The organism is Pseudomonas sichuanensis, assembly GCF_003231305.1.
Taxonomy (GTDB): Bacteria; Pseudomonadota; Gammaproteobacteria; order Pseudomonadales; family Pseudomonadaceae; genus Aquipseudomonas; species Aquipseudomonas sichuanensis.
The window spans coordinates 28,961-41,742 of record NZ_QKVM01000007.1 but is presented as its reverse complement, the minus strand read 5'-3'; the positions used below and the strand labels follow the sequence as shown (position 1 = coordinate 41,742).

Annotated in this window: 9 protein-coding genes; 5 read left to right on the top strand and 4 right to left on the bottom strand. The window is 65.0% G+C overall.

Translation table 11 applies throughout. The features are described 5' to 3' along the window. Positions 1–8: 8 nt before the first annotated feature. The 4 genes from DM373_RS05495 (at position 9) to DM373_RS05480 (ending at position 3,345) form a co-directional block, all read left to right on the top strand. On the top strand, positions 9–1,454 hold the full coding sequence (locus tag DM373_RS05495; protein ID WP_110992617.1) for a curlin: 1,446 nt from the start codon (positions 9–11) through the stop codon (positions 1,452–1,454). A gap of 114 nt (positions 1,455–1,568) precedes the next feature. Continuing rightward, on the top strand, positions 1,569–2,213 hold the full coding sequence (alkB, locus tag DM373_RS05490) for a DNA oxidative demethylase AlkB (RefSeq protein ID WP_110992616.1): 645 nt from the start codon (positions 1,569–1,571) through the stop codon (positions 2,211–2,213). Positions 2,214–2,292: 79 nt separating this feature from the next. Continuing rightward, complete coding sequence (locus DM373_RS05485) at positions 2,293–2,679, top strand: VOC family protein (RefSeq protein WP_110992615.1); 387 nt, start codon at positions 2,293–2,295, stop codon at positions 2,677–2,679. 96 nt (positions 2,680–2,775) lie between these two features. Beyond that, complete coding sequence (locus DM373_RS05480; RefSeq protein WP_110992614.1) at positions 2,776–3,345, top strand: hypothetical protein; 570 nt, start codon at positions 2,776–2,778, stop codon at positions 3,343–3,345. A gap of 58 nt (positions 3,346–3,403) precedes the next feature. On the opposite strand, the gene DM373_RS05475 is transcribed toward DM373_RS05480, so the two are convergent. The 4 genes from DM373_RS05475 to DM373_RS05460 form a co-directional block, all read right to left on the bottom strand. After that, the gene (locus DM373_RS05475) at positions 3,404–5,083 is read right to left on the bottom strand and encodes an MFS transporter (RefSeq protein ID WP_110992613.1); all 1,680 of its coding nucleotides are present in this window, start codon (positions 5,081–5,083) and stop codon (positions 3,404–3,406) included. Positions 5,084–5,311: 228 nt separating this feature from the next. Continuing rightward, positions 5,312–6,091, bottom strand: a complete 780-nt coding sequence (locus DM373_RS05470) for an alpha/beta fold hydrolase (RefSeq protein WP_110992612.1) — start codon at positions 6,089–6,091, stop codon at positions 5,312–5,314. A 91-nt stretch (positions 6,092–6,182) separates the two neighbouring features. Then, positions 6,183–6,605, bottom strand: a complete 423-nt coding sequence (locus DM373_RS05465; protein WP_110992611.1) for a VOC family protein — start codon at positions 6,603–6,605, stop codon at positions 6,183–6,185. Between the two features lie 48 nt (positions 6,606–6,653). After that, the gene (locus DM373_RS05460; RefSeq protein WP_110992610.1) at positions 6,654–7,580 is read right to left on the bottom strand and encodes an alpha/beta fold hydrolase; all 927 of its coding nucleotides are present in this window, start codon (positions 7,578–7,580) and stop codon (positions 6,654–6,656) included. 232 nt (positions 7,581–7,812) lie between these two features. Here DM373_RS05460 and DM373_RS05455 point away from each other — a divergent pair, with 232 nt between their 5' ends. After that, positions 7,813–12,780, top strand: a complete 4,968-nt coding sequence (locus tag DM373_RS05455) for a dermonecrotic toxin domain-containing protein (RefSeq protein ID WP_157966811.1) — start codon at positions 7,813–7,815, stop codon at positions 12,778–12,780. The last annotated feature ends 2 nt before the right edge of the window (positions 12,781–12,782 follow it).

The following is a 12,782-nucleotide window of genomic DNA, read 5'->3' as shown; positions in this document are numbered from 1 at the left end:
GCTTCACCATGTACAAGCTCGCCCCTCTGAGCGCCGCCATTGTCCTGGCGCTGGCCGGCCAGGCCATGGCCGACGACAGCACTTCGACCCAGACCCAGCAAGGCAACAAGAACATCGCCGAAGTGAAACAGACCCAGGCCTCGTATGCCTCGGCCAGCCAGAGCCAGGCCGGCCGCGACCACAACCACATGGCCGTGCAGGACAACAGCACCAGCGATATCCAGCAGATCGCCACCGGCTCGCTCAACGCAGGCTATGCCGAGCAGTTGTTCGAAAACGGCAGCCAGATCACCCAGCTGTCCGGCGGCACCCTCAACGACGCCTTCGCCAGCCAGTCGGTGGGCGAGAACAACCAGGCCCTGCAGATGCAGGAAGGCAACGGCAACCGCTCGGTGATCTGGCAGGACACCCAACTCGGCAGCCAGGCCACCACCCAGCAATCGGGGCAGCGCAACGACGCCACCATCGAGCAACTGTTCGGCGGCAGCAACAACCGCAGCCTGATCAACCAGAGCGGCAACGACAACCAGGCCGCCGCCGAGCACCTCACCCACCAGGACGGCGACATCGCCATCTACCAGCAGGGCCGGGAAAACTGGGCCTACGGTGACCAGCGCAACGGCTTCGGCGGCACCATCGGTATCGACCAGTACGGCACCGGCCATTCCGTGGAGGTGTGGCAGGACAACCAGACCGCCAGCCAGGCCAGCGTCTACCAGACCGGCCAGCTCAACGAAGGCTACATCGACCAGAGTTTCGGCGAGGGCAACAGTGCCACCCTGAGCCAGAACGGCCGCGCCAACGCCAGCTGGTCGGACCAGTTCGAGACCAACCAGTCGGTGACCAGCATCTCGCAGACCGGCAACAACAACCTGCACTTCACCTACCAGACCGGTGACAACCACAGCCTGACCATCACCACCCAGGGCAACGGCAACAAGATCCTGGCCAGCAACTGGAAGGGCGAGAAATCCGGTGGGCAGTTCGGCAACGGCCAGCGCGCCGAGATCAGCCAGGTGGGCAATCAGAACAGCGTCAACCTCAACCAGAAGGACACCGGTCAGTACGCCAAGCTGAGCCAGAACGGCAACCGCAACACCATGGAAACCAAACAGGCCGATACCAACAACGAGCTGTATTTCGAGCAGAACGGCAGCGACAACCTGCTGATTGCCGACCAGCGCGGCACCGCCAACTACGCCGAGGGCATTTCCGCCGGCAACGGCGGCATGGTCAACATCGACCAGTCCGGCAGCGGCAACCAGAGCTACACCTACCAGCTGTACGGCAGCGGCAACCAGGCCACCATCAAGCAGACCGACGGCGTCAACGTCGCCTACGTGACCCAGGGCGGCAACGCCAACCAAGCCTTCGTCGACCAGGCAGGTGCCAGCCAGACCGCCAGCATCACCCAGTTCGGCAACACCAACACGGCCACCGTCACCCAGCACTGACCCGCTCCCCCTTGAACCGCGGGGTCCGCTCTCCCTGGCGCCGCGGTTCCTTTTTCCCTCGCCTGGCAACAGCGCTACACTGGCCGCCTGACCTGCCTGCTCGGCCGCCACCTGATGATCCAGTCCGACCTCGACCTGTTCGGCCCCCAGCCACAACGCCTGGCCAGCCATACCGTGCTGCTGCCCGGCTTCGCCCTGGGCGAGATCGAAGCCCTGCTCGATGCCTTGCGCCCGGTGCTGCGCGCCGCACCCTGGCGGCACATGCACACCCCCGGCGGCCAGCGCATGGCGGTGGCGCTGAGCAACTGTGGGGCGCTGGGCTGGGTCAGCGATGAGCGCGGCTACCGCTACAGCCCGCTCGATCCCCAGAGCGGCCAGCCCTGGCCGGCCCTGCCAGCGGCATTGCTGGCACTGGCCGGGCGCGCTGCCGCGCTGGCCGGGTTCGAAGGCTTCGTGCCGGATGCCTGCCTGATCAACCACTACCTGCCCGGCACCCGGCTGAGCCTGCACCAGGACCGCGACGAGCGCGACTTCGGCCAGCCGATCGTGTCGATTTCACTGGGGTTGCCCGCGGTGTTTCTGTTCGGCGGGCTGCAACGCGGCGACCGCGCACAGCGGATCGCGCTGAACCATGGTGACGTGCTGGTCTGGGGCGGTGAGGACCGCCTGCGCTTTCACGGCGTGCTGCCGGTCAAGCCCGGCGTGCATCCACGGCTGGGGGAGCGGCGTATCAACCTGACCTTGCGCAAGGCGGGGTGAGGACTTGACGGCCCACGCTGGTCAAAGCGCCGCGACCGTCTTTACTTGCTGTAACACCCACCCACAACGGTGTGCGCCTATGAAGATCGTGGTCACCAGCATCCTCGTCGACGACCAGGCCAAGGCCCTGGCGTTCTACCACTACGTGCTCGGCTTCGAGCCCAAACACGATGTTCCCATGGGCAAGCATCGCTGGCTCACCCTCACCTCCCCCAACGATCCCAACGGCGTCGAGCTGCTGCTCGAACCCGATGCCCATCCGGCCGCCAAGACCTACAAGGCCGCGCTGAAGCAGGATGGAATCCCGGCCACCTCGTTCGGCGTGCGCGATATCCAGGGCGAATACACCCGGCTGTGCAAGGCCGGCGTGCAGTTCACCCAGCCCCCCACGGATGTGGGGCCGGTCACCGTGGCGGTATTCGACGATACCTGCGGCAACCTCATCCAGATCGCGCAACGTCACTGACCCCGACGCTATCGGGCAACGCCACGGTGGCGTCGCCCTTGCTCGCTCCGCTACATTGCTCGATCCCGCTCAGCGCAGCCACAACAAGGAAAAACCATGCGCTATGAATTCAGCGAGGTCCTCAACGACCTGGTCGACTATTTCCTGCTCGGCGACATTCAACTGCTGGAGCACTTCAAGCACGAACACGATCTGCCCGACGACCTGGCGCGCGCCTTCACCACCGGAGACAGTGGCGACCTGGCGGTGCACGAGGGCGTGATCCTGCCATTGGCCGGCATCGACAACCTGCCTTACCGCATCCTGTTCACCCTCGACCAGGCCACCCCGGCCCTGCTCGAACCGGGCAGCCGCCTCAAGCACCGCCGCAGCGGCCATGTGCTGCGGGTGGAAAACCGCGCACTGATGCTGTTCACCTGGCGCGTGCTGCAGCATTTCACCAACAAGACCCTGGGCGACCTGCTGGCCCGCTACCAGGAGCCAGGGCGGCCGATCATCGAGCTGGACAACGGCTTGTACGAGGTGGAGGTGCTGGCGGGGGCGCTGGTGCGCGACGGGCTGTATGAGCCTGCGTTCGAATTCGTCTTGAAGAAGACTTACCAGAACGCCGGCAACGCCGAGGTCGATACCGGCTATCGCTACAGCCTGCGCGGGTATTTCGACTGAAACCGGCAAGCCCGCTCCCACCGTGGGAGCGGGCTTGCCCCGCGATGATGTTGGCCCATCACGTGTGGGTGATGTCCCGGTCCTTGGTTTCCGGCAGGAAGAAGGTACCCAACACCGCCGTCATCACCGCGATCACGATCGGGTACCAGAGCCCGTAGTAGATATCCCCGGTGGCCGCCACCATGGCGAAGGCCACGGTCGGCAGGAAGCCGCCGAACCAGCCATTGCCGATGTGGTACGGCAGCGACATCGAGGTGTAGCGGATGTGCGCCGGGAACAGCTCCACCAGCCAGGCGGCGATCGGCCCGTAGACCATGGTCACGTAGATCACCAGGATGGTCAGCAGCAGCAACACCATCGGGTAGTGGATCTTCGCAGGGTCGGCTTTTTCCGGGTAACCGGCCTCTTTCAACGCCGTGCCCAGGGTGCCGGTGAAGGCGTCGTTCTGCGCCTTGAAGTCCGCCGCCGCCAGGCTGCGACCGTCGAAGCTGGGCAACACCCGCTCGCCAATGCGCACCTGGGCCACGCTGCCGGGCTCGGCGGCCTGGTTTTCATAGGGGATGGCGCGCTTGGCCAACAGGCTCTTGGCGATGTCGCATGAGCTGGTAAAGCGGGCCTTGCCCACCGGGTCGAACTGGAACGAACACTGCGCAGGGTCGGCGACTACCACGACCGGGTTCTGCTCCTGGGCAACGAACACGTCCGGGTTGCCGTACTCGGTCAGGCCCTTGAAGATCGGGAAGTAAGTCAATGCGGCCAGGATGCAGCCCGCCATGATGATCGGCTTGCGGCCGATGCGATCGGACAGGCTGCCGAACAGGATGAAGAACGGCGTGCCGATCAAAAGCGACCCTGCAATCAGCAGGTTGGCGGTCTGCGGGTCTATCTTGAGCATCTGCAACAGGAAGAACAGCGCGTAGAACTGCCCGGTGTACCACACCACCGCCTGCCCGGCGGTGCCGCCGAGCAGCGACATGATCACCACCTTGAGGTTGTCCCAACGGGCGAACGACTCGGTCAGCGGCGCCTTGCTCGCCTTGCCCTCGGCCTTAATCTTGAGGAACACCGGTGACTCGTTGAGCTGCATGCGGATATACACCGAGATCGCCAGCAGCAGGATCGACAACAGGAACGGCACCCGCCAGCCCCAGTCCTCGAACACCTCGCTGCCCATGAGGGTGCGGCAGCTGAGGATCACCAGCAGCGACAGGAACAGCCCGAGGGTGGCAGTGGTCTGGATCCACGCGGTGAAGAAGCCGCGCCGCCCTTTCGGTGCATGTTCCGCCACGTAGGTGGCCGCGCCGCCGTACTCACCGCCCAACGCCAGCCCCTGCAGCAGGCGCAGGGTGATCAGGATGATCGGCGCCGCCACGCCGATGGTGGCGTAGTTGGGCAGCAAACCCACGATCGCGGTGGACAGCCCCATGATCACGATGGTGATGAGGAAGGTGTGCTTGCGCCCGATCATGTCACCCAGGCGGCCGAACACGATCGCGCCGAACGGCCGCACGGCAAAACCGGCAGCGAATGCCAGCAAGGCGAAGATGAACGCGGTGGTTTCGTTTACCCCCGCGAAGAAGTGCTTGGCAATGATCGCCGCCAGCGAGCCATAGAGGTAGAAGTCGTACCATTCGAACACGGTGCCCAGCGAAGAGGCGAAGATGACCTTGCGCTCTTCCCGGGTGATGCCACGTTGGGGCGCGCTACTGCCCGTGGATGCGCTGTCGAGGACCGCCATGGGTCGCCTCCGTGAAGATCAGGTAGGCCAGGTTGCTCAACAGGTTCAAAGGCGCGCACCCAGGCCATAGGGCTTACAGGTTGCGGCGAAGCACGACGGAGCATTGCCCCGGATCGCGGCAGGTTAATCAGAAGCATAATCGGCTTTGCCGGGATATCCATTCGCCTGCATGGCGCATGGCTGATCGGGCCACGCAGACGGATAAACATGGTGCTTGGGCGGCGGTGTTCAGCCGAGAAAACGCAGCACTTGCTCGAGCACCTGGTCGGCCTGCTCACGATGGGGCACATGCCCGCAATCGGCCAGCACCCGCATTCGGCTCGGGCCGCCTGCCAGGCGTGTGAAGCGTTCGGGGTGGGCCAGGCTGCCGAACTCGTCGTTGTCGCCATGCAGGCTGAGCAGCGGGCAGCGCAGCTGCGCGAGCAGGCCGTCGAGGTGCCAGTCGGCGAAATCGGCCGACAACCAGTTGTCGACCCAGGCACGCAGTACCCATTCGGCTTTGTCGCCGTGGTAACGCGCCAGGCGTTCGAGCTGCCCCGGCTCGGCGAACTGGCGATCGGCAGCGCGGATACCTTCGAGGGTACGGGCTTCAACGAAGGCCTGGGCCGACTCGGTCACCAGCCCCCGGCAATGCTCGCTGAAGGCTGCCGCGCAGCCGACCGCCATGCCACCGCCAACGCTGTGGCCGAAGACGATGAAGTCATCGATGGCCAGTTGCCTGCGCAGCGCAGCAAAACCCTCGTGCGCCTCGGCCTCGACGAAGCCCCGGCGCAACTGGCCGGGGTGCGCGGCGGAGCGCCCGAAGCCCAGGCGGTCATAAGCGATCACCCGATGCCCGGTAGCCTGCGCCAGCTGCGCGGGGAAATCGCGCCAAAGCGCCACGCAGCCCAGCGAGTCATGCAGCAGCACAATGGGTACGCCTTGCGCATTCACAGGCAGCCAGCTTTCGGCATGGAGCGTGCCCGCAGGCGTGGCGATCAAATGTTGCGTGTGAGTGATGTCCGTCATCGTCCAGGTGCCAGGCTGTTGAGCGAAACTGAGCATGCTAAGCCAGGCAACGGCGTGGCGCGAGGGCGAAATCGGCTGAACGCCGGGCCATTCAGGCCGACGTGGTCATGCACGGACCCTTGAGCTCGACCCGGTTGCCGTCGGGGTCGAAGCAGTACAGCGACAACCCTTCGCCTTCGGCGCCATAACGCTTTTCGGCCGACTCCACGCGCACCCCTGCCCCTTGCAGGTAATCACAGAGCGCCTGTTCATCGAAGGGTTCGACCCGCAGGCACAGGTGGTCCAGGTTGTGCCCCTGGCGGCCAGGGGCCGGGCCGCCCTTGAGCCCCAGTGGGCCATCGACCGCCACCAGGTCGATCATGCTGCTGCCGGCGGCCAGGTGGATCATCCCCAGCGACTCGCGCACACGGCTGACCGGGCAGCCGAGCACGTCACGATAAAAGGCCAGGCTGCGCGGCAGGTCGCTGACACGTAGCACGATATGATCGATATGCAGGATGCGCGAAGGCAACATGGCGGCACTCCATGAACGGGCGTCTGTGCACCTTAGCAGGGTCAGCACTCATTCGTTGACCCTGCGCAGCAATCGCCCTTTTTCGTGCCGCGCCAGGGTGCGCAGGATCTGCTGCGCCAGCGCCTGGCCCTGTGCCTGTAGATGGAAATGGTGCCCCCCTGGGTGCCAGGTCACCCGCGTCTGCCCAGGCAGCGCCGCCTGGCGCCGGGCAAAGCCATCGCCCGCGAAAGCGCCCTGCTGCCCCAGCAGCAGATACAACGGGCAACGGATCTGCTGCAGCAGCTCGCAGGCTTCGCGCTCGGTCAGCGGCATGGGCTCGGGCAGGTCCAGGCGCGGGTCGTGGCGCCAGCAATAGCCGTCGCCCACCTGCAACAGGTCGCGCAGCGCCATCAGCCGCGCGGCATCGGCCGGCAAGTCGCAGGCGAAGCGTTTACGGCACTGGCCAAGGGCTTGCTCAAGGTTGTCGAAACACAGCGCCTCGGGTTCGGCAAAGCCCTGCTGGCGGCTGCGCAGCAGCATGCGCTTGAGGCGAAAAGCGCGAGCCATGTGCTCGACCCGGTCGCCCTCGGCCACGGTAAACGGAACGCCCATGCCATCGAGGAACTGCAGGCTGGCAATGGCGCTGGTCAACGCCGCGAGAATCGAGGCGACACCCGTGCCCATGCCATGGGCGAGGACGTGAAAGCGCGACCAGCCAAGACGTTCGACCACCGCCAGCATGTCCTCGGCGTGCTCCCACAGGTAATAGCCACTGTCGTCGCGGCGGTGGTCGCTGCGACCGTGGCCGACCAGATCTGGCGCCACTACGAAACACCCCTCCAGCAAGGGCGCCAAGCGCTCGAACGAGGCGGCGTTGTCCAGCCAGCCATGTAGTGCCAGCACTGGGATACCGCCTTCCGGGCCCCAGGTACGCACGGCAATCTCGATGCCGTTGAGGTCAAGCAAATGGTCTTTTGCACGAGTCGATACAGCCATCACTTCACTCCATGGCAGGGCCCAGTGGGCCGGCTCCTTCGACACCGCAGGGTGCCGCACGCCCCACCATCGCCCACGTGGCCCTGGCAGGCTGGCCCGTTACCGACTGTGACGTGCGCGTCACCGACCGTGCATTCCCCGCTGCGACAGCCTGGCGCCGGCAACTATGTACCGCAGCCACGACGCGGATCCGGTGTTCGATGGCGGCCCCGCTAACTGCCAGGCAACGCAAATGGAAAACCCCACCCCGTACCATCAGAACCAGATCCAGCGCCGCATCCCGGCCTGGGCCAAACAACTGCATCCCCGTCACCTGGAACGGGTGCTGCAAAGCGCTCACAACGAGCATATCGACGAAGACGGAACACCGATCGGGTGGTTCGCCAACGCCTCAGCAGTGCACCAGCAATTGCTGCGCGACGCCATCAAGGTGCGCACGGCCACGCGCAAAACCCTGCACCAGGCACTGAGCAAGCTGCAATCGCTACCGCAGTTCTGCGAACCCCTGCTGCAACAGAAACTGGCCATCGACGTACCGGTCACCCAGGCACAGTACAGCTTCCAACCCTTCGACACCCACCTCGGCGGCTCGCTTGAAACCGTGCCGGGCCTGGATTCACTGGGTTTGGGCGCGGGGGCCTATGAGCCGGAATGGAACAACGTACCGGTTGGCGCCATCGAATCGCGCAGCCTGTTGGAGGCGGCCATGCACAACTTCGAGGGCATGGCCGAGGTCGGCCCGTTCAGCACCTTGCAGGTCAACGCCAACGACGCCAGCACCCTGCCCGGCCTGAGCATGGCCCACTTCGTCACTAGCTGCCGCGCCCTGGACCTGGGCAAACGCTATCAGGCGCACCTGGACGACATCTTCAATGGCCAGCAAAAGGTTCAGGTGCAGGACGCCTGGATTCAAGCACATCGGGCGATGCTCACGGTTAAGGCCGTCATCGCCTTGATGCGCGGCGAACTCTCAAGCCTTGGCTACCAGGCACTGCGCCAGTTCTGCATCGAAGGCGCGACACCGCGCTATGGCAGTCAACCCGTGACCGTGCGCAACCTGGCGGTGCTCGGCATGAAGGTGCATGGCGTACTGCTGCTCGGCCCTGCCGGCAAAGACGCCGAAATCGTCGCCTACCTGCCCTTCGATGATCGACGGCCGATGCAGGAATTCACCAACCTGCAGCAACTGCAGACCTATCTGGCCGGGCAACTGCTGGATGCGCAGTACCGCCGGCGCTTCGTCGAGCATGTCGCGCACGGCGACCAGCCGAAGATGAGTGGACAACTGCTTGAACAGCTGTACGAAGACGACAGCGAATACCACGGCGTGGGCGCCCTGATTCCCCTGGAGCCGCTCTGGCCCGCTGCCGGTCACTCACTGCAGGGCAATCGGCCCAAGGCCTCACCGGGCCTTGGTATCCGGCAGCGGCAAGTCGATTTGCCGTACTGGATGAGCCTTTACGACGATCATGTCGCCTTTCTCAAGGACAACGCCAGGGCGATTGCGGTGCCCACCGCCGATGTGAACGCCAAGGTGCGCCAGGAACGCCTGGCGTTCTGGGAAGAGGCCGGCTTGAACCTGCTCAACGTCGCCGCCATGCTGGTACCGGGGCTCGATGCCGTCATGCTGCTGGTGTTCGCCGCGCAGGTGCTGGACAACGTCTACCTCGCCTACGAGGCCTGGTCGGAGGGCGATTACGCCGAGGCAGTGGCGCAGCTCAAGGCGCTGGCGCTGACCGTTGGCAGCATTGTGGTCATTGGCGCGGCCTCCACGGCGATCAAGGCATCGGGCTTCGTCGACTGGCTGGAACGCGTGATATTCGGTGGCGAGGAGTTGTTGTGGCACCCGCAACTCACGCCTTACCACAGCCAGGTGGAGCTTCCCCCTGACCTCCAACCGGACGCAGAAGGCATCTATGAGCTCGACGGCCGGCATTACGTGCGCCTCGATGGCAAGCCTTGCGAAGTCCTCGAGAACACAGCCGGCGCCTGGGAACTGGTGCATGCAATCGACCAGCAAGGTTACCGCCCCGTCCTTCACGGCAACGGTAAAGGTGCCTGGCGCCTGGCCCACGAACAGGTCAAGGGCTGGGGCCGGGCCAGACTGCTACGACGGATGGGCCCGGTCACCGAAGGGCAAAGCGATGCCGACCTGGCCGCAGCGTTCGACAGCACAGGGCTGGAACAGGGTGTTCTGGAGCCGGTACTTGCCGATGGCGAGCCGGTGCCGCCGCAGCTGGATGATGCCCTGTTACGCCTGAGCAAGGACATGGAAGTAACCGACATCATCGCCCGTACCCGCAATGGCCGCCCACTGGCCGCCGACAAGAGTTTCGCCATCACCGTCCTGAGCGAACTGCCCGACTGGCCCGAAGACGTGGTGCTCAAGGTGTTCGATGGCCCCGAAGCCTGGGGTGGTTTCAGCCTCTACGGCCGCGAGCATCCAGGTGACCAGGTGATTGAGCTGACCAGCAGCGACCTGGACAACGGAGACTTGGCACGCCGCGTCCTCGAACAGCTCGACGAGGCCAGGATCACCCGCCTGCTGCCCGCGGGTACCGCCAGGGAGCAACGCCGGCAAGCCCTGCAGGACCTGCTGGCCGATCACTTGAGCAGCAGGCGCTCGTCGCTGTTCGACAGCCTCTACAACAGCCGACAACCGCCGTTGAGCCCGGCCGCCCGGGCACTGGCCAGGCAGTTCCCCTCGGTACCCGTTAATGCGCTGGAGGAAATCATCGGCGCCACCACCCGAGCCGAGCGCACCCACCTGCTTAATGGGCGCGTACCCTTGCGGGTCGCCCAGGAGGCACGTGCTATGCAGGCCAATGTGCGCCTGGACCGGGCGCTCCTCGGCCTGTACCGACCTAGCCTGGCCAACGCCGACACCCAGCTGATTCGCGACAGCCTACTGGCCCTGCACCCCGACTGGACCGATCAACAGCTATACCAGACGGCCATCGCCGACCGCGCCCAGGCCGCCCGCCTGATCGGTCAACAGCCTGCGCGCAGGGGGTTGCGCTCGCCCATGCGCCTGAGCGACGGGCGTCTTGGCTATCCGCTGAGCCCGGGCGTGTTCGCCTCCCGGGAGGAGCGCGAGCTGCATGCGTTGTTTCCTGCCATGAACAATCAGCAGCGCAGGCAATTGCTGGCCACCTTGCGCCGACGCGGCAACGTGACTGAACAGATCCAGGCCTATCGTACGGAGCTTGGCATCCTGCGCGATGGCCTGGACAACTGGATCGCGCAGCAAGCGCCCCGGTATCAGCGCCACGCCAACCAGTTAGCCAGCACGCTGATCAGGGCCTGGCATCGACTGGAGGGTGACTCGTTAACGCTGGCCAATCTGGAACTGGACAGCTTGCCGCCGCTGAGCACGCGCTTCGACCATGTCAGTACCTTGTTTCTGGACAACCTCGACGTGCCGACGATTCCTGCCGACTACTTGCAATCGTTCCCGTCGCTGCGGCGCGTGCGTGTCATCAGCAGCCCTGCCTTGGGGGTGCCTTCGCTGTTCGAGGCGCTTAACAATGCGCCACAGCTCGTGGAGCTGAGTATCGAAAGCAGTGGCCTGACGCAGTTGCCGGCACAGGCTCACGCGGTACTGCCAACACTGACCCAACTACGCTTCCTGGCCCTGCGTCGCAATGGGCTGGCCTTGACCGACGAAGACTTGGCGCTGCTGACGGCAAGCGCCCATCTACGCGTTCTGAACCTTTACCAGAACCGGGTCCAATTAACGCCTGGGATGGCGGCGCGCTTCGGCACCCTGACCGAGCTGCGCGAGCTGAACCTGGGCAACAATCCACTGGGGATCAGCCCAGATCTGCGTAACCTGCGTTGCCTGAGCACCCTGAACCTGGACAACTGCGAGCTGGCCGGCTGGCCCGAAGGGCTGGAAACGTTGATGGGTCGCACGAACTATGCCTTGCGCCAGGTCGAGCTGAGCCGCAATCAAATCGTCGCTGTACCCGATCTCGAAAACCTCCTGGACACCCCCTTCGTCTGGGCCCTGCTCACTGGTAGAGACAGCGAGCGCTGGCGCTTCAACTACAATCCGCTGGATGAAGGCACCCGCCGGGAACTACGCGCGGCAGGCGTGGTGGTAGAGCGCCCTGCCGTGGCGGCGCCGCCCTTGCCGGGACAACGGCCGCGCAATTGGCTACAGCCCGCCGACCAGGCCCAGCGCACTACCTGGGACAGCCTGTTCGCCGACGATGCCAACCGTAACCTGCGCGAGGCCGTGGAGCAGGCAGGGCTGTCCAGTGCGGCACACTCCAATAACCACGCAATGACTCGACAGATCTGGCGCCTGCTGGAGGACGCCGCGGCAGACAGCGAACTGTGCGCCCGCCTCAACGAGGTGGCTGCCCTGTTCCCCGTCAGCTGCGGGGATGCCGGGGCCGACGTGCTGAGCAACCTGCAGATCGAGGCACGGGCTTTTCGCATGACCGCCGGCCAGCCTCAGGCGACCCATGCATTGTTCACCTACTTTCAAAGCCTGTATCGGCGCGACCAGGTCAACGAGATGGCTCAGGAGCTCTACAACGCGCGCCTGAACCGTCGCACGGGCTTGCTGGCAAGGCAACGCTGGGACGCGCTGCCGGCAGCGCAGCGCGGATTGCAGCCCCGTGTCAGTGCGCTGCACCGCTTCGACTGGATCCCCGACAACCTGCTGCTGGATAACCTGGGGCTGGACCTGATCGAAATGCGCCTGGCCCTGCGCACCAACCTGGCCGAAGAACTCGATTTCACCGAACCGCAAATGCAGATGCTCTACCGCGACACCGCTCATATTGTCGGCCCGACGGAGAATGCCGTGTTGCTGGAGGTGCTCACTCGCAACAACGCCTTGCCGGCAAGACGTCAATGGGTCTCGCGCCAACCCAGCTGGAGGCGCGTGCTGCGGGCGCAATTCCCAGGGCGGTTCGAGGCGCTGAGGTCGCGCTGGGATGTGGGCATCGATTTCCTGGAGTGGTGCAATGATGGCAGCCCGATGGAAGGGACCTTGGAGCCGCCCGTGATCGACGCCCTGACCTCTGCATTGGGCATGGGCCCGCTGGACGAACGTGGCCAGCCGCTGCGCCTGGAAATCAACGGCGACCAGTACGTCACTGGGATGAACCGCATGGCCCAGGGCCTGGAAGATGACGAAGACAGCCTGTGCCTGGAACTGACCCTGCCTCTGGACAGCGACGACTGACC

Coding starts and splice junctions, on each gene's coding strand:
- DM373_RS05480 (WP_110992614.1), top strand. CDS start 2,776: ATGCGCTATGAATTCAGCGAGGTCCTCAACGACCTGGTCGACTATTTC.
- DM373_RS05460 (WP_110992610.1), bottom strand. CDS start 7,580: ATGGCTGTATCGACTCGTGCAAAAGACCATTTGCTTGACCTCAACGGC.
- alkB (WP_110992616.1), top strand. CDS start 1,569: ATGATCCAGTCCGACCTCGACCTGTTCGGCCCCCAGCCACAACGCCTG.
- DM373_RS05485 (WP_110992615.1), top strand. CDS start 2,293: ATGAAGATCGTGGTCACCAGCATCCTCGTCGACGACCAGGCCAAGGCC.
- DM373_RS05475 (WP_110992613.1), bottom strand. CDS start 5,083: ATGGCGGTCCTCGACAGCGCATCCACGGGCAGTAGCGCGCCCCAACGT.
- DM373_RS05470 (WP_110992612.1), bottom strand. CDS start 6,091: ATGACGGACATCACTCACACGCAACATTTGATCGCCACGCCTGCGGGC.
- DM373_RS05495 (WP_110992617.1), top strand. CDS start 9: ATGTACAAGCTCGCCCCTCTGAGCGCCGCCATTGTCCTGGCGCTGGCC.
- DM373_RS05455 (WP_157966811.1), top strand. CDS start 7,813: ATGGAAAACCCCACCCCGTACCATCAGAACCAGATCCAGCGCCGCATC.
- DM373_RS05465 (WP_110992611.1), bottom strand. CDS start 6,605: ATGTTGCCTTCGCGCATCCTGCATATCGATCATATCGTGCTACGTGTC.